Source organism: uncultured Kiloniella sp. (assembly GCF_937128705.1).
Taxonomy (GTDB): Bacteria; Pseudomonadota; Alphaproteobacteria; order Kiloniellales; family Kiloniellaceae; genus Kiloniella.
In genome coordinates this window covers 1-23,616 of record NZ_CAKZMP010000381.1, presented here as the reverse complement: position 1 = coordinate 23,616, position 23,616 = coordinate 1, and the positions used below count along the sequence as shown (strand labels likewise).

Here is a 23,616-nt window from a genome sequence, read left to right as displayed (position 1 = left end):
TCTGAAATTGGGCCACTGACATTATCAAAATAGACATCGACACCATCAGGGCAAACCTTGGCAAGATCACCAGCCAAATCTGTCGCTGTTTTGTAATTCAATACAGCATCATACCCAAATTCCTTGAGGCAACGCGCTGCTTTTTCATCACTACCCGTAATACCAATGGTGCGACAGCCCCTTGCTTTGGCAATCTGTCCAACCATAGATCCCACAGCGCCCGCCGCCGTCGAAACCACAACAGTCTCTCCCCTTTTAGGATCAGCAAATTCGGTTAATCCAAACCAGGCTGTTGCGCCCGTCATCCCCAGTACATGAAGGTTGATCGAAAGAGGGCCATCCTCAGAACTAACCTTGCGCTCAATATCCGTACCATCGCTTACCGCAAATTCTTGCCACCCAAACAGTCCGTACACAAACTCGCCAACGGCATAGCCAGGATGCTTGCTTTCGACCACTTCACCGACGGCAAAACTTCGCATCACTGCGCCAATCTCGACCGGGGGAATATAGTTCGGCATATCCGTCACCCAACCACGCATGGCGGGATCAACAGAGAGATAATGGTTTTTAATCAGAAATTGACCATCAGACAAAGGCGGAACCTGTCCTTCTTCCAACCGGAAAATGTCAGCCGAAATTGTTGGATTTGGGCGTGTTGCCAACACAAGTCTATTATTCTTCATCTGATTGCCTTCATTTCTTGGTCCCAAGATTTTCTGGGCCTTAAGATATAACTGAGCCTTAAGGGATTTTATTAGGACAATGCCAGCGTGGGCACACACCTGATAGATTTATCAACACCACTATAAATTTAGAGCACAGATATTAAACAAAAAAATGGCCTACCACTGTAAATAACAGTAACAGGCCATGAATAAAAATATAGGATTTATCCTTATTTAATTAAGACGTTCAAACACAAATCGATAGCTAACCGGAACGATAGTCGCAACCGAACTCAGATCCGCCAGTTCACGTAAAACCTCAACACCAGCTTCTAAATTGAAATCCTCGGCATCGAGCATCACAATAAAATCGGGCTGAACCATAATCCGTGTCGAGCTAAGGCGTGTCACAACAATAGAGCTTGTAATTTCACTGTTTGCACCCGCAATTGACACGTTGGTATCGACATCTTCCAAAACCATCATCTCCCCGGGTTTCAGGGCGGTTAAAGAAGTAATATCCACATCCATCGCAAGTGTTGCTTGTGGCCACGAAGCTATTTTAAAGACATGTTCTTTTAAGCGTTCATCCCGAATATCAATGCCAGTCTGTACAGAACTCAGCTCAACTTGAATTTGCGCTTTACCAGCAACGTTCACACTTCCCTTTAGATTAGAAAAATAATGGCTTTCTCCAACAGATGTTTTCTTGATAGAGCCAAAGCTTAACCGCGAACTATCATTATCAAGTTGCCAATCACTTGCTATCGCCTTCAAAGGTAAGAACACAAGAGCCGCAGCAAACAGAAAATTGACTGTATTTTTTAACATTATAAAACCCTTAAATTTGTTTATCCCAATTATAAAACACGCGAGAGCAATTTTTATTCATTGGTAAAAGGATTTATTTAAAATCAGCCCTCTAACCCCATGTTAATATATTTAATTTCAAGATATTCCTGAATGCCGTATTGGCCCCCTTCACGGCCAATACCGGACTCTTTAATTCCCCCAAAAGGTGTTGCTTCGGAAGATAATGTTCCCGAATTAGCACCGATCATACCGTACTCTAAAGCTTCGGACACACGCCACACCCGGCCAACATCGCGAGAAAAGAAATAGGCTGCCAAGCCATAGCGTGTCGCATTCGCCAGCTTGATGGCCTCTTCTTCTTTCTCAAAACAATAGAGTGGCGCAATCGGACCAAAGATCTCTTTGTGAAAAACCTGCATATTTTCTGTAACACCCGTCAAGACTGTTGGGGCATAAAATTGATCACCAAGGGACAACGGCGTTCCTCCGACCAGTGCTTCGCCCCCTTTGGACAGGGCATCACGGACCAGACCATCAACCTTATCAATCGCGCGGTCATCAATTAGCGGACCTAACTCTACGCCTTTCTCTTGACCAGCGCCGACTTTTATCTCTTTTACAGCCTTTGCCAGTTTCTCTGCAAAAACATCATAAACATCTTTTTGAATCATGATCCGATTGGCACAGACACAGGTTTGTCCTGCATTGCGAAATTTGCTTGCGATAAGGTGCTTTACAGCGAGGTCAAGATTGGCGTCATCAAAAACAATAAAAGGGGCGTTCCCGCCAAGCTCCATAGAAACTTGTTTTACAGTCAAAGCACACTTTTCCATCAGGACTTTACCGACAACAGTTGACCCCGTGAATGATAACTTGCGAACGGCATGGTGGGACGTCATTTCATCCCCAATTTCTCCAGCCTTGCCCGTCACAATATTAAAGACACCATCTGGCAGGCCAGCTCTCTGGGCCAAAACAGCCAAAGCAAGGGCTGAATAAGGCGTCTGAGGTGCTGGCTTCACAACAACAGTACAGCCCGCGGCCAAGGCCGGCGCACATTTACGCGCAATCATTTGCGCCGGAAAATTCCACGGCGTTATTGCGGCAACAACACCGATTGCCTGTCGGATTGTCAAAAGCTGTTGATCATGACGTCCAGCCGGAATTGTTTCGCCATATACCCGCTTCGCTTCTTCTGCAAACCATTCAATATAACCAGCAGAGGATCTAATTTCCCCTCTTGCTTCATCCAGTGGCTTTCCCTGTTCAGCTGTCATGATCTGAGCCAGATCATCTTGGTGCTCTAACATCAGATTTTGCCATCGCCGCAAAACAGAAGCGCGTTCTTTTGCTGTTTTTGCCTTCCAGCCGACAAGAGCCTCTTCCGCGCTTTCGATTGCTCTACGTGTTTCCCCTGCCCCCATCCAAGGCATTTGCCCCAATTCATTTCCCGTAGCCGGATCATATACAGGAACCGTTCTGCCAGAATCTGCATCAACCCATTTACCCCCAACAAAGGCCTGTTGCTGGAAAAGAGACTTATCTCGTAAAGAAAGAGACATTGTGGGTATCCTAAACAAATATAAGGTTGGCGACGCAGGCAATTAGACATCTCGAGAATTGAGTAGCTTGAACGCTAAACAAGCATAGATCACAGTTCAAGAGCCAATTATCACGACCACTTGGGTTACGGGAAAACTATTAAACCCCAGTCCCACTCAACACAAAAACACCAAAATATTGTAAATTCTACTCGGACGTAAGCTATTGATAATACTAAAATTAAAATAAAGATTCACCCCTAAATACCAATTCACATATTTATGGGCATAATTATTATTTTTTGAATTTCAATACCCCTGATGAGGTATTGCTGAAGTAGAAAGATCATTGCTAGATCTCGTAAGCAATTTAGAAAAATGCGCAATGTTCCTCAAAGTTCAGCTTTACTATGGAGATCTAAATAAATGAAAAAAATTTTCCTGGCGAGTACCGCGCTTGCTGCAGGTTTTTCCTTTGCCGCATCTGCGTCTGCAGCAGATACGCAAATTGAATGGTCTGCTTATACAGATTTTAACGTTTCGTCGACAGGCGTTGATGGAGATGTAGCTGGTGGAGACACCAATAAAGGCCTTGATTTTAACACCAATTCTGAGATTCATTTAAATGCATCCCAGACAAGTGATAATGGCCTAACCTATGGCCTTCACATTCAATTAGAAGCAGATCAAAACAACACAAACAACACCGATGAAAACCATATCTTTATCGAAGGTGATTTCGGACGCGTTGAACTTGGCGACCAAGATTCAGCGGGTGATCGGATGATGGTTTCAGGCTCTTCAGTTGGGTTCCAATACGGCATGTTTGGTAACTATACTGGTGGTTTGTCCGCACTTGAAAATGAAGGTAACCTGGGGCGTACCGCCGCAGATTTTAGTGATTCATCTGATTCGTCTAAAATCACATATTTCACCCCAACATTTAATGGTTTTAAAGCCGGGTTATCCTTTGCCCCAGACAGTGATTCAGGGCAATCCGTCAGCGGCGACGAAACTAGTTTTAACAACCATATTGATACTGGTCTGAATTATTCTGGTACTTTCAATGACTTTACCATTGATGCTGCTCTTATAGGAGCCACCCACGAAGTCACCAACCAAGGATCTTCTGACGACACTTATTATGCCGTAGGCGGCGGTTTGATGCTTGGTTACGCGGGCTTTAAAGCAGCCGTCGGCGTGCTACATGAAGACACTGAAAATACAAGTGAGATCAACACTGTTGATACAGGGTTATCATACGGTATTGGCGCGTGGAGCATGTCTGTGGGTGCTGCGTGGTCAGAGTTTGATCAAGATAACGGCGTCGAGAATGAAAGTATTGCCTATTCCGCTGGTGTTGGTTACGAAATTGCCCCTGGATTAACAACTTGGGCAGGCGCAACAATCGGGGAATATGAAGGTGGTGTCGAAGACTTCACCAACTTCCAAACAGGTATTTCTGTCGCCTTCTAAATTACCGATCAAACGCAATATCGAAAAGAGGTTCGCAATTTGCGGGCCTCTTTTTATTTCGCCCAAAATTTAAAAAGCCATAAACGTTACTATCAGAACCAGAAAGAAATTCTGATTTGGAAAAATAGAAATAAACCATACATACAGCATATCAGACAAAACGAGGAATAGCCTTCAAATATTCAAAAAGGATATTCATCTGATTTCTAACGACTTCTTGTGCAAAAACAGGCTTACCATTATGTCTCTAACACGCGACCTCACCTCTTTTTACATTCTTGGTGAACTCGACATGATCAAGAAATTCATTGCAGATGAAGTTGGCATAGCCTTCCCCGAAAGCAAAGTTTTCATCAACGATGGTGACGATATACGTCTTCCCTACAATTATACGGAATTTCCGCACTGTATTTTGTATATATCTGCAACGCTTAGTAAAAATTGTTTATTAAGAATTGCATCAATCAAACAAAATACGTCTGCAAAAGTTATTCTCATAACCGATGAAAAAACTGGTCCAGCCCATATTTTAAATACTATTGAAGTAGAAGCCATCTACTCCATAAACAAGCCAATTGACGGGCTATTCAATTTAATCCATCAAGCATTTTCTTTGGATCTGTCTCATAGAGATGACGTACTTTATTCAAACAGTGATTTATTTTCGGAAATACAGTTAACAACGACAGAAATTCAGATCTTAACTCTCCTGAAAACAGGCATGAGTAATAAAGAAATTGCGAACATAACGAGAAAATCAGAAGGCACCGTTAAAGTGCAATTGAAATCAATATACAAAAAGCTAAATATTCATAGCAGAACTGAAGCCATAAATCTCTTCATCACCTAGCTTACACCCATTAAGCACAAACAAAAAAATGCTCGCGTAAGCAAGAAATGGTCAGGTCAGACCGCCTCTGATCTTTCAATAAGGAAATCATAAAATTCATCTTGAAGAAGATTTTGTGTCCTCGTCTTACGACGGGCAACGTCAATATTAATCGTGATCGGTTTAGATTCTGGGAATACAGGTACGACAGCATGATCTTCTGATTTTGATTGCCCTCCAAAATCATCATAAAAACCTATTCCAGCCCCCTTCTTTATCAAGCTGCGCAAAGCCTCAGCATCCTTTACCGTTATAAGCTTAGTGATATTATCAACCTGTTTAAGGAGTTGGTTTTGTTGGTTGATTTTAAGCCAATATTTATAATCAGAAAGGAGGTTTGAGCTTGCAATAACCTCTAGGTCAAAAATATTTTCATATGCAAGTGTCGATGAGATGGTCGACAAATACTCACGTGACGCGACAAGGTGACGTTGAAAGCTATAAAAGGGCTGCGTTTCAAAGAAGTTAGGCTTTTTTAGAGTTGTAACCAGTCCAAGATCGATATCATTTTCCAAAAGCCCAGCTTCGAGAGCATCATGGTCGAGCTCAATAATATCTAAACGAACTCTCGGGTGTTCCTTCTTAAATGCATGCACAATTTCAGGAACAAAAGAAGAGGTAAGCTCGAAGTACACTCCTAAGCGAATTGTCCCATCCAGATTTTGTCGATTATTACGAAGGCAGGCCACAACTCCATCAATTTCATCAATACGCTCACGTGCGTATTCGAACAGACATGTGCCTTCTTTAGTCAAATAGATCTTTGAATTTTTACGTTCAAAAAGTACTAATTCTGTTTCCTCTTCAACATCCTTAAGCTGAGCACTTATAGCAGGTTGCGTTCTATAAAGGCGTGCCGCCGCCTTTGTAATTGAACCTTCATCCGCCACCACAGTAAAAGTACGAAGCTTATTTAAATCAATCATAGCCCAAGATTACTCGACAAATAATTACGCTAAAACAAAGGGGATAAAACGATACGGGTATGAGTGATAAAGTTTGTTAAACTTCACTATATTCCCTGTCGAAGATATAAGCACTAAGACACTGATTTCAATAGTTCTGAGAGGCTATTAAGGAATAAAAAAACTGCTAATAGATATAGCCTTTCAATCAAAGGTATCGGAAATAAGGTATAAAACTTAAACCTACAAACACATAAATGTAAGAAAGTTTACATTATCAACGTATATAATTATATTTCAATTAATAAGCCCTTATCCAATACAGGTAATTTCCGTGATTGATCAAAAGCGCATAGGTATCAACAATCGTCAGGACCAGATCATCGATCTTGTTCGTGAGCGAGGATTTGCGTCCTTAGAAATGCTCGCCGAAAAATTCCATGTTTCTCAACAGACTATTCGCCGTGATATCATCTATTTAAGTGAAAAAAACTTGCTCCAGCGTCATTTTGGTGGTGCAGGATTACCCGCTGGAATAGATGGCTTAGCCTATCCCAACCGCAAAGTCAGAAACGCGCAAGAAAAAGCAGCAATTGGCCGTGAAATTGCAAAGCAGATCCCGAATGGGTCTTCGCTTTTCATTGATATTGGCACGACCATGGAAGCAGTTGCCGAAGCACTCATTTATCACGAGGGGCTTCGAATTCTTACAAACCACATTGGCGTCGTTTCAATACTTTGTGAAAAAACGGACTTCGAAATTATCTTACCAGGGGGACTTGTTCGCAATAAAGACCGCGCCATAGCGGGGGAAACGACAACCGACTTCCTTAAAAGCTTTCGAGTTGGGTATGGCATCTTCGGCATTGGCACCATCACAAACGACGGACAGCTTTTGGACTACGACTATCGTGACGCACAGGCATCCAGAGCTGCCTTAGCCATTTCACGCCATAAATTTGCCGCTGCTGATCATTCGAAATTTAACGCAGATGCCATGATGCCATTTGCCAGTGCCGCAGAGGTTGATGGTATTTTTACAGACACACCCCCGCCAAAATCAATTGTTGAAGCACTAGATAAAGCAGGAACAAAACTTTTTGTCGCCCCAAAATAACCTGTGCCCTAGTTAACCAAGGTTTATCACGACGGGATTTGGTTTTCACACCCCCTAATGTAAGAATATTTACATTCATGTAATTTTATGTACACAATAGTTACATAATTCACCCCTATACAGGCACCATATTTTGGTGCTGACACCTCTCATAGAGGGTACAGGAACCTGAAAGGCAAAAGAGAGATATGTCAGCGATAGAACTACAAGGCATAAGTAAAATATGGGGAGAGACAACTGCTGTTAATGATGTTTCCTTCTCTATAGACCAAGGAACTTTTGCCGTACTTTTGGGGCCATCTGGTTGCGGAAAATCCACCTCGCTGAGAATGATCTCTGGCTTAGAAGAAATCAGCCAAGGCAAACTTGTTATCAATGGGAAAGATATGACGACAGCATCACCAGCTGAACGTCATCTTTCAATGGTGTTCCAAAATTACGCTCTGTTCCCCCATCTTAATGTAGAAGAAAACATTCTCTTTGGTTTAAAAGTACGCAAGACACCAAAACCTGTTCAAAGTGATCGTCTGCAAAAAGTTGCTCAGCAGGTAGGGCTTGAACAGCTTCTTGATCGCAAACCAGCGCAACTTTCTGGTGGGCAACGGCAACGCGTAGCACTGGCACGGGCAATTATCGCTGAAAATCCAATCTGCCTGATGGATGAACCACTTTCTAATCTGGATGCCAAGCTTCGCCATATAATGCGTGTCGAAATCAGAGCACTTCAACAGCGCTTAGGAATGACCGTTATTTACGTAACACACGATCAGGCTGAAGCGATGAGTATGGCAGATAAAGTCATTTTGATGTGCAATGGTAAAATTGAGCAAGAAGGCACCCCGGAAGAGCTTTACAACAAACCAGCAACAACCTTTGCTGCGGCTTTTATCGGCACCCCGCCAATGAACCTTATTGATCCGGCAGCATGTGATATCGGCAAGAAAATATCTGCCAAAAAGAAAGACCAATTTTTAATCGGAATCAGACCAGAAGACATCACATTATCTGATAACAAGGGTCTGAAAGCAGAGCTTGTTTCAGCCGATTATCTAGGCGCAGATACTGTTGTTACCGCTAAAATCAATGATCAGGAAATACTTGTACGCACCCCCGGTAAGGTCGCGATTTCAGCCCCCGTATCTACACGACTGCAATGGGATGAAAAGGCCGTGCATGTTTTTGACAAATCCACAGGAAAACGCAACGACGAAATAGAGGTTCAATCTTTCTAATTTCACCCCCTTACACACCCCTTCTACAATCAAGTAGCAGGAACAAAAAGGAAGCCGGAAGTACGGTCTTCCTCAATCACAAGAGGACTACACCATGCTGAAGACACTAAAAAGAAAAGCCGGAAGTCTCGCGCTCGCTACAACCCTGGGGTTGGGGCTTGCGACAAACGCATCTGCGGTTGAGCTTACAATGTATTATCCGGTAGCCGTTGGCGGCTCATTAACAAACATTGTTGATGGATTAGTTGATGACTTTGAAGCACAGAACCCGGATATCAAGGTTAATGCAATCTATGCCGGTAATTATAATGATGCGCGTATTAAAGCCCTGGCGGCCCTTAAAAGTGGGGAACCTGCTCAGACTTCTGTCATGTTTTCAATCGACACCTATGAGTTGATCGAACAGGGGGCTATCGTTGCCTTTGATGATATCGTTGAAACCAAAGAAGAAAAAGAATGGCTCAAAAGTTTCTATCCCGCGTTAATGGAAAATGGCCAGACCCAAGGGAAAACCTGGGGTATTCCTTTTCAAAGATCAACAATCGTCATGTACTACAACAAGGATGCTTTCCGTGCCGCAGGCCTTGATCCAGAAACACCTCCTGCCACGTGGGACGAATTGGTTGCTGCCGGTAAAAAGCTAACCAAAGATGGTCAATGGGGTACCATGATCCCATCCACAGGTTATCCATACTGGATGTTTGGCGCGCTTAGCATGCAGAACGGCCAAGTTCTTATGAATAGTGATGGCAACGAAACATATTTTGACGCACCTGCAACTATTGAAACGCTAGAGTTCTGGAAAGACCTGGGATCAAAACATGGTATCATGCCTGAGGGAACGATCGAATGGGGAACTCTCCGTCAGAACTTCCTTGAAGGTAAAACAGCCATGATGTGGCATTCAACAGGGAACCTGAGCGTTGTCAAAAAGAACGCCAAGTTTGACTTTGGTGTTGCCATGCTTCCTGCTCAAAAACGTCGCGGCACACCCACCGGTGGCGGTAACTTCTACATCTTTGAAAAAACGACTGCCGAAGAACGTAAAGCCACGATGAAGCTTATCCGGTTTCTTACCGAGCCAAAACGGACAGCTGAATGGAGCATGAAAACAGGTTACCTAGCCACAATGCCAGCGGCTTACGAAACAGAAGAAATGAAACAGTATGTAGCTGATTTCCCACCTGCTGCGGTTGCTCGTGACCAGTTGGAATTCGCAACAGCAGAATTATCAACTTATCAAAATGGTCGTGTCAGAAAACTTCTTGATGATGCCATTCAGGCAGCGTTGACAGGATCAAAAACACCAACGGAAGCATTAAGCGGTGCACAGAAACAGGCTGATCGCCTGCTAAAACGCTACCGTTAAATCTTTGGTTGCAAGCCCCCGGAGACGATTAATTCGTCTCCGGGACTTTCTGTTTTATGGTTAGAATTTATTGTTGATTAGGCATGAGTGTAAATAGATGAAGCATGTATCCACAAAACATCAGCTATATGGCTGGCTTTTATTATTGCCTGCCGCTCTATTTCTGCTCGCTTTCACCTATTATCCCACCCTTGCCACATTAGCGAAAAGCTTCTTCTCCCAAGGCACCGCAATCAGGCCCTCTGAGTTTGTGGGGCTCGAAAACTACACTTTTATGTTAGAGGACGACGTGTTCTGGCGTGTCGCTTGGAACAACGTAATTTATGCACTGTTCACGATCCCAATTTCCATTGCTTTGGCTTTAATGATGGCCATTTGGGTGAACAGTCGTTTGAAGTATAAATCTTTGGCACGCATGAGCTTCTTTCTGCCAACCATGCTGCCCATGATCGCAGTCGCAAATATATGGCTTTTCTTTTACTCCCCTGAAATAGGATTAATTGATCAAGTCACCGCTGTATTTGGCGTCGAAAGCCACAACTGGCTCGGAGATCCGGATACCGTTTTAGGATGCATCATCGTGATAACCATATGGAAAGAAGCTGGTTTCTTCATGATATTTTACCTTGCGGCTTTACAGACTTTATCACCAGAACTGGAAGAAGCGGCCCGTCTGGAAGGTGCCAGCCGTTGGTATTATTTCCGTCGCATTATGTTTCCATTATTAATGCCCACAACCCTATTTGTGCTGATCAACGCGATCATTAATTCTTTTAAACTGGTTGATCATTTGTTCATCCTGACAAAAGGCGGACCAGATAACGCAAGCTCATTATTACTGTACTACATCTACGAGGTTGCTTTCAGTTTCCTTGATCAAGCTTACGCGTCAACCCTGACGGTAATTCTACTCGCTGTACTCGCGATTATTGCAATCGGGCAGTTTGTCTTTCTTGATAAAAAGGTCCATTACCAGTGACAGCCAACATACAAAGACGAAAGTTTTCATTTTCGATTGAATCCAGTGCAGCCTATTTTTTGGCTTTTCTCTGGGTTTTACCGCTCGTTTACGCGCTCTGGGCTGCTTTTCATCCTGCAGAATACGCGACCCGGTTTGAGCTTTTCGCCCCATTGACCCTAAGCAACTTTGCCACGGCATGGGAACAAGCCCCTTTTGCTCGCTATTTTCTCAATACCTTTTTGTTGGTCACATCTATCCTATTGGTCCAATTCTTTCTCTGTACACTTGCGGCCTACTCTTTTGCCCGGTTCGATTTTCCAGGGAAATCGCTCGCTTTTGGCCTTGTGCTAATTCAGCTGATGATTATGCCAGAAGTCTTGATTGTAGAGAATTACACGACAATGAGTAACCTTGGCCTCGTGGACAGTATTCTGGCGATTGGATTGCCATACATGGCCAGTGCGTTTGGCATATTTCTTCTGAGACAAACCTTTAAAACGATCCCCCATGAATTAGAAGATGCCGCAAAAATTGAGGGATGTTCTTTGTGGCAAATTCTATGGAAAGTTTATGTCCCCCTCGCCCGACCAACCTATGTCGCCTTTGGGTTGGTTTCCATCAGTTATCACTGGAATAACTTTCTTTGGCCGCTTGTAATTACGAACTCGGTAACAACACGCCCGCTAACCGTCGGGCTCGCCATTTTCGGCGCACCGGAATCAGGCGTTGACTGGTCGATCATTACCGCTGGAACTCTTCTGGCTGTTGCACCTTTGCTTGTTGCCTTTCTTCTCTTCCAGCGTCAGTTTGTACAGTCTTTCATGCATGCGGGGATCAAATGACAAAAATTGTCAGTTGGAATATACAATGTGGCCTCGGAGTTGATGGCCAAATCAACCTTAACAGAATCTCAGAAGTGATTTCATCACAGGGTAATCCCGATGTCATTTGCCTGCAAGAGGTCGCTCGTTTTGATCCAGATTCTGATCAAGGCCAAGGCGCTGATCAGTACGTTATTCTTTCAGACCTCTTTCCACATCATAGTGCCTTTTTTGGCCCTGCGATCGATCGACTATACCCCGGTGAGCATAATCGGCGACAATTTGGTAATATGATCTTGTCTCGTCTTCCCGTGCTTCAGGTCTTTAATCATCTATTACCTCAGCCTCGGCCAGAAAAGCCATGTAAGAATATGCCGCGTCAGGCATTGGAAGTTGTTGTTAACCTCGAAAATGGCCCCTTACGCATCGCAACAACACATTTGGAATATCACTGTACGAAACAACGCTATGCACAAGCAGAATACATATGCAAGATACAAAGCGACATCATTTCTAACTTGGACTATGACAAAACAGCGCCACAAACCGGGCCTTACGCAGCCATTCCCAGACCTGAACACAGCATTATTTGCGGAGATTTCAATGCCGTCGTCGGCGAAAAAAGCTATCGTTTGTTAAACTCAGAAATACCGGAAATATCTAACCATTACATTGATGCATGGCCCGTTTTTCACAAAGATAAAACCCATGCGCCGACCTGTGGCATCTTTGACCCGGAACAATGGCCTGAGGGACCACATTGCCGTGACTTCTTTTTCATCACGGAAAGCCTTGTGCCTTGTGTGAAAAATGTTTTTGTCGACGAGAAAACTGATGCGTCAGATCATCAACCCGTCATACTGGAACTGGCGTAGTTTTCTGCGGCTGAAATACACCCAAAACACACTAGCCACCCCCATTACTTTGCTGTCTAATTTTATCTTCGGTTAGCCGCCAGAGACGCAATAAATCTCTTGGTTTCCCTTGGGCTAGTTAAGCGTATAAAGTTGATATGACTATATTCCTTATTCTCTATTATTTTTTCATAATATACTTTATTATCTTTATAACTTTTCATAGTCCAAAGCAGGACAGAATCACGGCTAAAAAAAGTTTTTCTGAAGCTTTCAACATTGCCCGTCCCCGGCCAATTCTCCTTCTTCATTACAGCTCGAATTACAGCACGCTTTGAAGCTTGATATAATGTTCGCACCCATGAATAATCAACCCAAACTACGGTATCAACATTGGCCCACTTGATAGATTGCGTGTGATTATAATTCCCGTCTAATACCCAACTTAAACCGGAAGTGCTTTCCACGATATCAGAAAGGAATTCTTTTTTTGAAGCGTTTTTCCAGTTCGGTTTCCAGTGGAAAATATCCATCTCAACATGAGGACAGTCCAATATACTCGCCAGGTTTCGAGCAACAGTTGATTTACCACTACCACTGGTTCCGATAACATTTATTCGTTTCATTATATCAACAACTCTCAAGAACACCTTGAAGCTGACTATCCTCAGACAACAACAGGAATACAGCCCAGCAACGAGGCGCATTAATTAATCAGATAAAGATGTGAAATTTTACGAGTCAGAGTTTACATTCAATAAAATGCTACGTCGGACATAATCAGAAAAGGTGTGGTATCTGCAGACAGCAAACATCACACCCAAAAACTTTGTAAATCAAATCGACAGGTAATAAAAGTAATGATCGGTCACACGCTCAAACCCAAAGGATTCATAGAGCGCCTGTGCTTTTGCATTCAAGATATCCGTCTCAAGCAGGATACCTTTGGAATTTACCTTTTCCCCATGATCACGTGCAGCTGTTAGCAGTTTTCTGGCAACACCCCGTCCCCGGGCGTCCTCATGAACATAAAGGTCATTCAGGATCAAATCCCGCCTTAGAGAAACAGAAGAAAATGCCGGATAGAGTTGGGTAAAGCCCAGAACATCACCGTCATTATTCTGCGCATAAAACACAACGGATTCAGAGCTGTCCTGACGTTCAGAAAGAAAAGCCTCACAAGCTTTACGGTCACTTTCTTGCCCATAGAATTGACGATAGAGATCAAAACATTCCACCACTTTATGGATGGTCTGTGTATTAGCCTGCAGGATCTCAATTGTCATTTTTTCGCTCTATCTTTGTGATGTCAGAACATTTTATAGAGATATTTTCAAACGACAGCAAAGACTAAGATATTAGAAAGCTTCATGATGAAGGCCTTTACACGTATACGCGTCATACACCAACATTGATGGGATTAGCAGGAACAAGACCTTTGATCAAAGCAGGGAGATACTTTCCGATTTTCAAGGGCACAAAAGTTTCATCTGATGCATTAATATCTGCGACATTCCACCATCGGTAGCCGTGAAAATGCTGATTTTCATTTTCATCAGGCATCGCCTTTGGTGGATCAAATTTCGCGGACCTGATTAAATAAAAGACCTCATCAACACAAATATCTCGTTTATTAAAGGTCAGGCGATGTTCTCTGGTCCAAATCAGCGGGCCGATATCCCAATCCGAAACAAAAATCTCTTCATTCAATTCCCGGCGTAAAGCAGGAACAGGATCTTCGTCACCCTCAAGACCACCGCCGGGCGTTAACCACAAAGGCTCCGTATTTGAGTACTGCATACGCGCCAATAAAATCTCATCATCAGGTGACAGTATAACCGCCCGAACAGCGCTACGTTTTTTCATGGGCAATCAGCAATTATTCAACAGTCACAGACTTGGCTAGATTTCTTGGTTGATCAACATCTGTACCTTTAAGAACAGCCGTATGATATGCGAGAAGCTGGATAGGAAGCGCGTAAAGAATAGGCGCCACAAAGGGATCGACCCTTGGCAAGACAACGCTATGCTTGGCAATATCACCGGCCCGGGCAACGCCTTCTTGGTCAGAGAACAGAATAATCTGTCCGCCACGCGCATGAACTTCCTGAAGGTTGGAAATCGTCTTTTCCATCATCGGGCCGCTTGGGGCGCAGGCGATAACAGGGACGTTTTCATCAATCAAAGCAATGGGACCATGTTTCATTTCGCCCGCGGCATAGCCTTCGGCGTGGATGTAACTGATTTCTTTGAGCTTCAATGCCCCTTCCATCGCCATGGGATAAAGATTACCACGCCCAAGATAAAGTACATCCCGCGCTTCACTGACATCAGCAGAGATTTTACGGATAGCTTCATCCGTATTCAAGATTTCAGTAATACGTGACGGAATTTCGGTCAAAGCTGAAGACAGCTCCGCTTCACGTTCCGGCGAGATCGTCCCTTTGGCACGACCAATACCAATGGCAAGACAGGCAAGGACAGTAAGCTGAGTGGTAAAGGCCTTGGTTGATGCTACACCAATTTCAGGCCCCGCCAAAGTAGGCAGCACCATATCTGATTCGCGGGCAATGGTCGATTCAGGTACATTGACAACAGAGACGATCTTTTGCCCCTGTTCCTTGGCATAGCGAAGTGCCGCCAAGGTATCAATTGTCTCTCCAGATTGCGAAATAAACAAGCTGACACCATTTTCTGGCAACGGTGCTTCACGGTACCTAAACTCAGAGGCAATATCGACTTCGACCAACTGGCGTGCTTCCTGTTCAAGCCAATATTTCGCGACCATCCCTGCCAAAGATGCTGTGCCGCACCCGACGATGGTCAGGCGGGAAATATTGGCTAAATCGAACGGAAAATCAGGCAGCTGAATAGAACGGGCCAACGGATTAAAAAACGTATGAAGCGTATCACCGACAACGGCTGGCTGTTCATAGATTTCCTTCTGCATGAAATGACGGTATTGACCTTTGCCAATCATCGCACCGGACACAGCAGTCTGAACAACTTCGCGGTTTAAAAGATTTCCGGCAAGATCCCGGATGGTCGCGCCATTGTTATCCAGAACAACCCAGTCACCTTCCTCCAGATAACAAATTTGATCCGTCAGATGCGAAAGAGAAAGAGCATCCGATCCCAAATACATCTCGCCATCACCATACCCAACGGCAAGTGGACTGCCACGGCGTGCGCCGATCATCAGATCTTCCCGGCCAGCAAAAACAATGGCCAGCGCAAAAGCGCCTTCCAAGCGCTTGAGAGTCGTATGAACGGCCTCTTCAGGTGACAGACCATCATTCAGGTAGTGTGTGATCAAATGCACGACAACTTCGGTATCAGTCTCGGTCTGAAATGTTTGTCCTTTGGCATCCAGCTCGGCACGTAGTTCCTGAAAATTTTCGATAATACCATTATGGACTAGCGATACCTTGTCACTGGCATGCGGGTGGGCATTTACCTCATTGGGACGGCCATGTGTTGCCCAACGTGTATGACCAATACCAGTCATACCCGTAATCGGGTCTTCTTCGACACGGTTTTGAAGATTCACAAGCTTGCCTTGGGCGCGCCGTCTTTGCAGACCACCATCGACCAGTGTGGCAATACCCGCGGAATCATATCCACGATATTCCAACCGTTTCAAACCATCCAATAAGAGAGGAACAACAGGCTTTGTACCGATAATACCAATGATGCCACACATAATGCTTTAGCCTTTTTTCTCTTCTTTAATCTTTTTGCGACTAGCACGGAAACTCGCCCCGGCACCAGCCTTGTCAATCAAACGTCCCCGGACCACAGCCATCGTATCGTCAGCAACCGATTTTGTGATTGTAGAGCCTGCACCGACAATCGCCCCGGCACCAATATCAACAGGGGCAACCAGCGCGGTGTTCGATCCAATAAATGCGCCTTCACCAATAGAGGTTTTCCATTTATTGAACCCATCGTAATTACAGGTAATGGTTCCCGCGCCAATGTTGGCTTTTGCGCCAACTTCGGCATCACCAATATAGCTTAAGTGATTGGCCTTGGCGCCTTCACCAAGAACAGCATTTTTAGTCTCAACAAAGTTACCAACCTTGCCACCTTTTCCAATTACTGTACCCGGGCGTAGTCTGGCATACGGACCAATGGCAGCGCCTTCACCAATGACAGCACCTTCCAGATGGCTGAAAGCTTTGATATGGCTGTTATCAGCAATAGAAACGTTGGGACCGATAAAAACAGAAGGTTCGATAATAATATCCCGACCAAATTGTGTATCTGTTGAAAGCCATGTCGTCTCTGGGTCCATCAAGGTAACACCCTGAGCCATCGCCGCCGCACGCAAACGTTTTTGCAAAATGCGTTCCGCAACCGCCAGCTCCTGACGGGAATTAACGCCCATAACTTCTTCTTCACTTGCCTCAACCGCACGGGTATCCAGACCTTCTGCGTAGGCGAAATCGAAAATCACCGGAAGATAATACTCCCCTTGGGCGTTATTATTATCTAGCTGATTGATCAGGCGATGTACTGTTGGGCCATCCCCTAACAAAATCCCAGCATTGCACAGATCAATCGCGCGTTCTTCGTCCGTTGCATCTGCGTGTTCAATGATGCCCATGACGCGGCCATCACTATCTTGCTTAACCCGGCCATAGCGACCCGCTTCTTTAGGACGGAAAGCAAGACCAATAAGCTTTGGTCCATTTACCGCACACCTTTGCGTCCGCATAGCTTGGTAGGTTTCAGGCTGAATGAGCGGTGTATCCCCAAAGATGACCATAATGTCCGCCTGATCATCGGGACCAAAAAACCCACCCAGCGCTTCAAAGGCCTGTTTTACAGCGTGTCCCGTTCCCAGACGATCAACCTGAACAACGATCTCATGTGGTGCAGCTGCTTTTTCCACGGCCTGAGCATCAGGACCAACGACGACAACAATGCGATCAGGGGAAAGTGTTTCAACGCCGCCCAGAACATGCGACAGCATTGGTTTTTCTGCCAAACAGTGAAGGACCTTTGGCATATCTGATTTCATTCGGGTGCCTTGGCCAGCAGCCAACACAATCACAGCGAGTTTACGTTCAGTCATCGATCTCTGGTATTCATTAATCTCGGGGATCCTAAGGATCACAGTTCGTTAAATGCTTTCACAGTGCTTACCCCCTGCTTCTCTTGGGATCAACCATTAGAACGTGTCGTTCCGACAAAAGCAGGTAAAATATAGCATGCAGAAGCTGACACAAAAAAAATTACAGCTCAAATCACCATTTATTTCTGTGTGTTACACAATATTTCGATTTATTACACGCCACAAAATCAGTTAGTTTTTATTTAACAACCGTTGCAGTAAAGATTAGCTCAGTTTAACTTTCTCATTACAACACCCCACCTGATTACCCTCCCCAACAACCAAAGTAAGCCTAATCCACATGACCAAACGCAATGTACTTGTTTTCGATCTCGATGGTACTCTTATTGAGAGTGCACCCGATCTCGCCTTATCCTTACAAATTCTCTTAAAAAGTGAGGGACGCAGAGAGCCGGATCTGATGGAAGTAAAGTCAATGATCGGTGATGGCGCGACAAAGCTAGTCGAACGCGGGTACGCAGCAACAGGATCTGCACTGTCAGAACAAGAACTCAAAGAGAAAGTTAAAAAATTCCTTGAGATATATTCAGACAATCTGATTGTCGAAACTCATCTTTACGACAACTGCCGAACGGTTTTAGAAAGCCTAAAAGCACAAGGTTGGAAGCTTTTGATCTGTACCAATAAACCCATTGCGCCAACTATTGAGATCATGAATGAATTCAATCTTCATAATATTTTCGATAAAGCTGTCGGCGGTGATAGCTACTCCGTAAAAAAACCAGACCCCGCCCATGTCCTAAACCTTTTGAACGAATCAGGTGTAAGCGCAGCGCAGGCTATTATGATTGGCGATGGCGTTAATGACGTTCTGGTCGCAAAAAATGCAGGGATACCATCTATTCTTTTCACCCATGGCTACGGGACTGAGGCAGCGAAAGCACAGAATCCCGATGTAATCATAGACGCTTTCTCAGAACTTGAAGACGCCATTAATCGCCTTGCATAAAACTGCGACATTACCGCACGCACCGATAAAATTAAGGTGAAAAAAGCTCATAAGCAGGATAAATTGAGCATAATCAATTCTTAAACAGATCTATTGGTATAAGTTGCACAAAGATAGCTAACTAGAGATTATTTAATGTTTAAGGTTCGCTAAGTTATTACTGGCATAATCTTTAACCAGTAGAACTAAACAACATGTACAATTCAGGAGAGAGTAACTATGGCAAAAATCGCCACCATGGCCATGGGCCTTGTTATTGGATTAGGTCTTAGCCTTAGCGCCGCCCAAGCTGGCGATGCCGCTGCGGGTAAAAAAGTCTTCAAGAAATGCAAAGCCTGTCACACGATTGACGCAGGTGGAAAAAACAAAATTGGTCCAAATCTTCATGGTATCGTCGGAAAAGCCGCAGCTTCTTCTGAAGGATATAAGTATTCGAAAGCCATGAGTGCTTCTGGCATCACATGGACCGAAGAAAATCTGGCCGAGTTTTTCAAAAAACCTAAAAAATTCGTTCCTAAAACAAAAATGTCTTTTGGCGGATTGAAGAAAGACAAACAGATTGAAGACCTTATCGCTTACCTAAAAGAAAACAGCTAAACGGTACAGCGAGATCACGAAAAACCCGGGCCTTTGTTGCCCGGGTTTTTGTTTGTGGCGCTGATAACAATTGTTCCCACATCATCACGAATTCGCGAGACTTTACAGACAAGTTAAAATTTCCCCGGCATGATACACTCCTAAGCGTAAGATGCTCATGGATCTAAAAAACAATAAATAAAACAGGTTTCCTACTTCAAATGAACCCGTTTTAAACAGGGGAGAATATTCTTTGCCAATATCTTTACATAATAGCTTTAAAGCTCTCGCGATTGTCTTGGCAACAGCCATCGCACTTTTCACGGGGCAGGTATCAGCAGGGGATACTGTTGCGGGTAAAAAGGTTTTTAACAAATGCAAAGCCTGTCATTCCATTGGAAAGAACAAAATCGGACCCGATTTGGCAGGGTTATTCGGTCGTCCTGCAGCAAGCGTCGAAGGGTATAAGTACTCTCCAGCGATGACAGCCTCCGGACTCACTTGGACAGAGGAAAACTTGGCATTATTTTTAAAGAAACCAAGAGCATTTGTCCCGGGGACTAAAATGGGATTTTCCGGTTTAAAGAAAGAAACACAGATAGAAGACCTGCTCACCTTTTTGAAAGAGGCAACCGCACAGTAACCAAACGCTTTCCAGCTATCTGACTAGAAATGTTTCAACCAAGTCAGCAGCCCCGTAGCACTGGCTTTTTGGGTTCGTATTTCTACGTACTTTTTACTGCTCGTCATTCTTTGGTCTTATCTACGAAGTATGCTATGAAGCCTCTATATTATTTTGTATTATCGCTTAATTCTTGAAATATTTAAGATTATTTTGCTTAAAAATAGAGAACCAGGCGGTCTTACTCAACTATTCGTTAACCTTAAACAGGCAATCTATGCACTGAAAATAAGGTTAACAGATAGAACAAACAAATTTAAGCCAAGGCCCTAAACTCCCTTAGGGTTGTGGATTCTGTTTTTCGGGGGAAACGGGGATAGAATGAGTTCTGATAATACGGCGAGCAAACCCAAAAGCACTAAAAAGGGTTCCGCAAAAGACCAAAAGGCGAAAGAGCAGAAAAAAGAAGCTCTTAAACCTACGGACGTGATTGAAGATGGCGTACCGCCAAAAGAAGAGTGGCAGGTTGATCCCGGATCGGTAAACTTTGAAGATCCACTTTTGGAATGCGTGCACATGCTTGCTTCAATGATGCAAAGACCTATTTCGGTCGAAGCATTAAAAGCAGGTCTTCCTCATAGCGATGCGCATTTCACGCCAGATCTGGCTGTTAGAGCTGCGGAACGCGCCGGTCTGACCGCACGCACCGTACGTCGGGCAAAGATCGAAGATATTCAGCCCGTTACTCTTCCTTGTGTTGTCCTCCTTAAACAAGGTGGCGCCTGTATTCTTCTCAACTATACAAAATCAGGTAAGGCGAATATCGCTATCCCTGAAGGCCGCGGCCAAAGAGAAATCACAACAGCCGAGTTGCAAGAACAGTACACAGGCTATGCCATATTCGCACGAACAGAATACAAGTTTGATTCTCGTGCATCTGATATTCAGTTAAAAAAACCAAAAGCCTGGTTCTGGGGAACGCTCCTCAAATTTTGGCCAATTTATAGTCATGTCATGTTGGCATCGATTTTGATCAATCTCTTTGCAATCGCCAGTCCTCTGTTTGTGATGAACGTCTATGACCGCGTTGTACCGAACGGGGCCAGCGCGACACTGGTTGTGTTAGCCATTGGTGTCACCACAGTCTTCTTGTTTGAATTTATCATGAAGAACCTGCGGACTTATTTGGTTGATGTCGCAGGAAAAAATGCAGATGTCATCATCGCCAGCCGATTACTCGAACAATTAATGGCTATGAAACTGTCCAACAAGCCCCCTTCTACCGGGGCTATGGCCAACAATCTTCGGGAATTTGAATCACTCCGAGACTTTTTTACGTCCGGAACTTTGGTTGCTCTTATCGACCTACCTTTTATCTTCCTCTTTATCTGGATTATTTCCATTGTTGCAGCACCTCAGGTCGCTGTCATACCATTGATTGTTGTGCCTTTGGTTATTCTGGTTGGCGTGTTTCTTCAAATTCCACTGCGTAAAGTTATTGAAAAAACCCACAAGGAATCCAGCCAAAAGCACGCTTTATTAGTCGAAACAATTGATGGACTTGAGACCATCAAGACAACAGCGGCCGAAGGCCGTATTCAACGATCATGGGAACGTTTTGTTGGTTTGACCGCGGATTCAGCAGGTAAAGCCAAGCTCTTGTCGGGTATTTCAACAACCTTTGCTCAACTTTCCATTCAGATGACAACTGTTGTTGTCGTAATCGTCGGTGTTTTTCTGATCATTGAAAAAGAAATGACAATGGGTGCATTGGTTGCATCGAGCATGCTAACCGGCCGAGCATTGGCCCCTCTTGGCACCATTGCTGGTATGCTGACAAGATTACAACAATCCCGTGTTGCGTTGAAGTCACTTGATAACATTATGAGCTCTGAAGTTGAACGTTCAGCAGATAAAACTTATCTACATCGCCCACGTCTAAGTGGGGAAATTGAGCTCAAAAAAGTGACCTTCAACTATCCTGGGCAAGAAGTAAAAGCACTGGATAATGTCAGCCTGAAAATCAAACCAGGCGAGCGTGTCGGCATTCTCGGGCGGATTGGTTCGGGTAAATCGACAATCGCTCGACTTACTCTCGGACTATACGACCCGGCTGAAGGGTCAGTTCTTGCGGATGGCACAGATATTCGCCAGATTGATCCAGCTGATTTACGTAGAAACATCGGTTACGTTTCACAAGATAACTATCTTTTCTTTGGTTCTGTAAAAGAAAATATCTCTTTCGGTGCCCCGCATGTAGATGATCAGACAATTCTTCGTGCCGCATCTCTTGCTGGTGTTACAGACTTCCTGAAAACGCATCCTCATGGATTTGACCTTCAGGTTGGTGAACGCGGTATGTCCCTTTCAGGGGGGCAGCGACAAGCGGTTGTTATTGCAAGATCATTACTTCTTGATCCGCCAATCCTGTTAATGGATGAGCCTACCAGTGGTATGGACAACTCATCCGAGGCTGCTTTCAAGCAACGTCTTGCATCCGCTGTTGTTGGCAAAACACTCGTACTCGTAACGCACCGTAGTTCACTGCTAACGCTTGTTGATCGCCTGGTTATTGTTGACAGTGGACGTATCGTCGCTGACGGACCAAAGGCTGAGGTTCTTGAAGCCTTGAAACAGGGACAAATCCGAGCCAGCGCCGGATAAATTTCTGACGATTAAAAGCTACCTGAGAACCATCAGATAAAAAATAAGACACAAGGATAAAGGCCATCATGTCTTCCATGTCTAAAAAGGACGAAGATCTACTATTTGCTCCGGACCTACACGCGGCAACCATGCGTAAGGGACGCCGTATTGCCTACACACTCACTTTCACTGCCTTTATGTTTTTCGTAATCTTCGGAACATGGGCAAGTATGGCTGAACTTGACGAAGTCACGCGCGGTGAAGGCACATTTATTCCAGCGCAAAAAACCCAAATTATCCAGAACCTCGAAGGTGGTATCATTACCGAACTTATGGTTCAGGAAGGGGATATTGTCGAAAAAGGGGACATCCTGCTTCGGATTGACAACTCGCAAGCAACGTCCAATGTGAAAGATTCTAACGAGCAGTTAAAAATTCTGTCTGCAACGGTCAAAAGACTTACAGCAGAGCTTAATGACACGCCACTTGAATACACCGAAGCCGAAATAGAGAACGCACCGGATCAGGTTGCAGATCAAACCTCGCTCTTTAATGCACGTAAGCTCCAGCAGGATGCGCAAATCAAGGTCCTGGAAAACCAATCCCGTCAACGTCGTCAAGAGGTTGCCGAAGTGCGAAGCCGTATAGGGCAACTCCGTAATTCGTTGGCATTGGCACGCGAAGAACGTAACATTACAAAGCCACTTGTGGATAAAGGTATCTCACCAAGGCTCGAGCTTATTCGTATTGATCGACAGGTCGCAGATCTCGAAGGTGAAATTAAAACCCTTCGGACAAGTTTGCCACGTCTTGAAGGCGCTACACTCGAAGCAAAACAACGCATTAATGAAATGGTCCTGACCACAAAGGCCGAAGTCTCTGACGAGCTAAACAGGTCACGTGCCGAGATGAAATCATTAAGCGAACGGGTTGCGGCAGGTGTTGATACTGTCCAGCGAACAGATATCAGATCCCCTGTACGCGGAACGATCAAAGAACTCAAACGTAATACTGTTGGCGGCGTTATTCGCCCAGGG

22 protein-coding genes are annotated in these 23,616 nt (G+C 44.4%); 13 read left to right on the top strand and 9 right to left on the bottom strand.

Features of this window, described 5'->3' with window-relative positions; translation table 11 throughout:
- The 3 genes from Q0241_RS19700 to Q0241_RS19690 all read right to left on the bottom strand — a co-directional run.
- A partial coding sequence (locus tag Q0241_RS19700) for an NADP-dependent oxidoreductase (RefSeq protein ID WP_299380789.1) occupies positions 1–686 on the bottom strand: 686 nt, incomplete at its 3' end.
- Between the two features lie 216 nt (positions 687–902).
- Positions 903–1,499, bottom strand: coding sequence for a YceI family protein (locus Q0241_RS19695; RefSeq protein ID WP_299380788.1), 597 nt, complete (start codon positions 1,497–1,499; stop codon positions 903–905).
- A gap of 83 nt (positions 1,500–1,582) precedes the next feature.
- Positions 1,583–3,043, bottom strand: coding sequence for an NAD-dependent succinate-semialdehyde dehydrogenase (locus Q0241_RS19690; RefSeq protein ID WP_299380787.1), 1,461 nt, complete (start codon positions 3,041–3,043; stop codon positions 1,583–1,585).
- 405 nt (positions 3,044–3,448) lie between these two features.
- Here Q0241_RS19690 and Q0241_RS19685 point away from each other — a divergent pair, with 405 nt between their 5' ends.
- Positions 3,449–4,498, top strand: a complete 1,050-nt coding sequence (locus Q0241_RS19685) for a porin (protein WP_299380786.1) — start codon at positions 3,449–3,451, stop codon at positions 4,496–4,498.
- A gap of 292 nt (positions 4,499–4,790) precedes the next feature.
- Positions 4,791–5,348: a LuxR C-terminal-related transcriptional regulator gene (locus tag Q0241_RS19680; protein WP_299380785.1), complete on the top strand. Its 558-nt coding sequence runs from the start codon at positions 4,791–4,793 to the stop codon at positions 5,346–5,348.
- A 56-nt stretch (positions 5,349–5,404) separates the two neighbouring features.
- On the opposite strand, the gene Q0241_RS19675 is transcribed toward Q0241_RS19680, so the two are convergent.
- Entirely contained in the window at positions 5,405–6,313 is a 909-nt protein-coding gene (locus tag Q0241_RS19675; RefSeq protein WP_299380784.1) for a LysR family transcriptional regulator, read from the bottom strand.
- Between the two features lie 313 nt (positions 6,314–6,626).
- Between Q0241_RS19675 and Q0241_RS19670 the strand changes: the two genes are divergently transcribed.
- The 6 genes from Q0241_RS19670 to Q0241_RS19645 all read left to right on the top strand — a co-directional run bounded on the left by Q0241_RS19670 (position 6,627) and on the right by Q0241_RS19645 (position 12,667).
- Entirely contained in the window at positions 6,627–7,409 is a 783-nt protein-coding gene (locus Q0241_RS19670; protein ID WP_299380783.1) for a DeoR/GlpR family DNA-binding transcription regulator, read from the top strand.
- 188 nt (positions 7,410–7,597) lie between these two features.
- Positions 7,598–8,641, top strand: coding sequence for an ABC transporter ATP-binding protein (locus Q0241_RS19665; protein WP_299380782.1), 1,044 nt, complete (start codon positions 7,598–7,600; stop codon positions 8,639–8,641).
- A 94-nt stretch (positions 8,642–8,735) separates the two neighbouring features.
- Complete coding sequence (locus Q0241_RS19660) at positions 8,736–10,010, top strand: ABC transporter substrate-binding protein (RefSeq protein WP_299380781.1); 1,275 nt, start codon at positions 8,736–8,738, stop codon at positions 10,008–10,010.
- Between the two features lie 97 nt (positions 10,011–10,107).
- Entirely contained in the window at positions 10,108–10,989 is an 882-nt protein-coding gene (locus Q0241_RS19655) for a carbohydrate ABC transporter permease (RefSeq protein WP_299380780.1), read from the top strand.
- The gene (locus tag Q0241_RS19650; RefSeq protein ID WP_299380779.1) at positions 10,986–11,813 is read left to right on the top strand and encodes a carbohydrate ABC transporter permease; all 828 of its coding nucleotides are present in this window, start codon (positions 10,986–10,988) and stop codon (positions 11,811–11,813) included. The genes Q0241_RS19655 and Q0241_RS19650 overlap by 4 nt, the downstream gene beginning before the upstream one ends.
- Positions 11,810–12,667, top strand: a complete 858-nt coding sequence (locus Q0241_RS19645) for an endonuclease/exonuclease/phosphatase family protein (RefSeq protein WP_299380778.1) — start codon at positions 11,810–11,812, stop codon at positions 12,665–12,667. Before Q0241_RS19650 ends, Q0241_RS19645 begins: the two co-directional genes overlap by 4 nt.
- 62 nt (positions 12,668–12,729) lie before the next feature.
- On the opposite strand, the gene Q0241_RS19640 is transcribed toward Q0241_RS19645, so the two are convergent.
- The 5 genes from Q0241_RS19640 to glmU all read right to left on the bottom strand — a co-directional run bounded on the left by Q0241_RS19640 (position 12,730) and on the right by glmU (position 17,726).
- Positions 12,730–13,272 (bottom strand): hypothetical protein, encoded by a 543-nt coding sequence (locus tag Q0241_RS19640; RefSeq protein ID WP_299380777.1) that lies wholly within the window; start codon positions 13,270–13,272, stop codon positions 12,730–12,732.
- A 210-nt stretch (positions 13,273–13,482) separates the two neighbouring features.
- Positions 13,483–13,932: an N-acetyltransferase gene (locus Q0241_RS19635; RefSeq protein ID WP_299380776.1), complete on the bottom strand. Its 450-nt coding sequence runs from the start codon at positions 13,930–13,932 to the stop codon at positions 13,483–13,485.
- Positions 13,933–14,044: 112 nt separating this feature from the next.
- Positions 14,045–14,512, bottom strand: coding sequence for an NUDIX domain-containing protein (locus tag Q0241_RS19630; RefSeq protein WP_299380775.1), 468 nt, complete (start codon positions 14,510–14,512; stop codon positions 14,045–14,047).
- Between the two features lie 13 nt (positions 14,513–14,525).
- On the bottom strand, positions 14,526–16,349 hold the full coding sequence (gene glmS / locus Q0241_RS19625; protein ID WP_299380774.1) for a glutamine--fructose-6-phosphate transaminase (isomerizing): 1,824 nt from the start codon (positions 16,347–16,349) through the stop codon (positions 14,526–14,528).
- Between the two features lie 6 nt (positions 16,350–16,355).
- Positions 16,356–17,726, bottom strand: a complete 1,371-nt coding sequence (gene glmU, locus Q0241_RS19620) for a bifunctional UDP-N-acetylglucosamine diphosphorylase/glucosamine-1-phosphate N-acetyltransferase GlmU (RefSeq protein ID WP_299380773.1) — start codon at positions 17,724–17,726, stop codon at positions 16,356–16,358.
- A gap of 340 nt (positions 17,727–18,066) precedes the next feature.
- Between glmU and Q0241_RS19615 the strand changes: the two genes are divergently transcribed.
- The 5 genes from Q0241_RS19615 to Q0241_RS19595 all read left to right on the top strand — a co-directional run.
- Positions 18,067–18,735 carry an HAD-IA family hydrolase gene (locus tag Q0241_RS19615; RefSeq protein ID WP_299380772.1) on the top strand — a complete coding sequence of 223 codons (669 nt, stop codon included), beginning with the start codon at positions 18,067–18,069 and terminating at the stop codon, positions 18,733–18,735.
- Between the two features lie 219 nt (positions 18,736–18,954).
- The gene (locus Q0241_RS19610) at positions 18,955–19,332 is read left to right on the top strand and encodes a c-type cytochrome (RefSeq protein WP_299380771.1); all 378 of its coding nucleotides are present in this window, start codon (positions 18,955–18,957) and stop codon (positions 19,330–19,332) included.
- 232 nt (positions 19,333–19,564) lie between these two features.
- Complete coding sequence (locus tag Q0241_RS19605; RefSeq protein WP_299380770.1) at positions 19,565–19,954, top strand: cytochrome c family protein; 390 nt, start codon at positions 19,565–19,567, stop codon at positions 19,952–19,954.
- A gap of 360 nt (positions 19,955–20,314) precedes the next feature.
- Positions 20,315–22,597 (top strand): type I secretion system permease/ATPase, encoded by a 2,283-nt coding sequence (locus Q0241_RS19600; protein WP_299380769.1) that lies wholly within the window; start codon positions 20,315–20,317, stop codon positions 22,595–22,597.
- A 68-nt stretch (positions 22,598–22,665) separates the two neighbouring features.
- The coding region (locus Q0241_RS19595; RefSeq protein WP_299380768.1) for an HlyD family type I secretion periplasmic adaptor subunit at positions 22,666–23,616 on the top strand (951 nt) is incomplete at its 3' end.

Excerpts from the sequence above, each read along its gene's own strand:
- Q0241_RS19695 (WP_299380788.1), bottom strand. The coding sequence starts at position 1,499 with ATGTTAAAAAATACAGTCAATTTTCTGTTTGCTGCGGCTCTTGTGTTC.
- Q0241_RS19690 (WP_299380787.1), bottom strand. The coding sequence starts at position 3,043 with ATGTCTCTTTCTTTACGAGATAAGTCTCTTTTCCAGCAACAGGCCTTT.
- Q0241_RS19685 (WP_299380786.1), top strand. The coding sequence starts at position 3,449 with ATGAAAAAAATTTTCCTGGCGAGTACCGCGCTTGCTGCAGGTTTTTCC.
- Q0241_RS19680 (WP_299380785.1), top strand. The coding sequence starts at position 4,791 with ATGATCAAGAAATTCATTGCAGATGAAGTTGGCATAGCCTTCCCCGAA.
- Q0241_RS19675 (WP_299380784.1), bottom strand. The coding sequence starts at position 6,313 with ATGATTGATTTAAATAAGCTTCGTACTTTTACTGTGGTGGCGGATGAA.
- Q0241_RS19665 (WP_299380782.1), top strand. The coding sequence starts at position 7,598 with ATGTCAGCGATAGAACTACAAGGCATAAGTAAAATATGGGGAGAGACA.
- Q0241_RS19660 (WP_299380781.1), top strand. The coding sequence starts at position 8,736 with ATGCTGAAGACACTAAAAAGAAAAGCCGGAAGTCTCGCGCTCGCTACA.
- Q0241_RS19655 (WP_299380780.1), top strand. The coding sequence starts at position 10,108 with ATGAAGCATGTATCCACAAAACATCAGCTATATGGCTGGCTTTTATTA.
- Q0241_RS19645 (WP_299380778.1), top strand. The coding sequence starts at position 11,810 with ATGACAAAAATTGTCAGTTGGAATATACAATGTGGCCTCGGAGTTGAT.
- Q0241_RS19640 (WP_299380777.1), bottom strand. The coding sequence starts at position 13,272 with ATGAAACGAATAAATGTTATCGGAACCAGTGGTAGTGGTAAATCAACT.
- Q0241_RS19635 (WP_299380776.1), bottom strand. The coding sequence starts at position 13,932 with ATGACAATTGAGATCCTGCAGGCTAATACACAGACCATCCATAAAGTG.
- Q0241_RS19630 (WP_299380775.1), bottom strand. The coding sequence starts at position 14,512 with ATGAAAAAACGTAGCGCTGTTCGGGCGGTTATACTGTCACCTGATGAT.
- glmS (WP_299380774.1), bottom strand. The coding sequence starts at position 16,349 with ATGTGTGGCATCATTGGTATTATCGGTACAAAGCCTGTTGTTCCTCTC.
- glmU (WP_299380773.1), bottom strand. The coding sequence starts at position 17,726 with ATGACTGAACGTAAACTCGCTGTGATTGTGTTGGCTGCTGGCCAAGGC.
- Q0241_RS19615 (WP_299380772.1), top strand. The coding sequence starts at position 18,067 with ATGACCAAACGCAATGTACTTGTTTTCGATCTCGATGGTACTCTTATT.
- Q0241_RS19610 (WP_299380771.1), top strand. The coding sequence starts at position 18,955 with ATGGCAAAAATCGCCACCATGGCCATGGGCCTTGTTATTGGATTAGGT.
- Q0241_RS19600 (WP_299380769.1), top strand. The coding sequence starts at position 20,315 with ATGAGTTCTGATAATACGGCGAGCAAACCCAAAAGCACTAAAAAGGGT.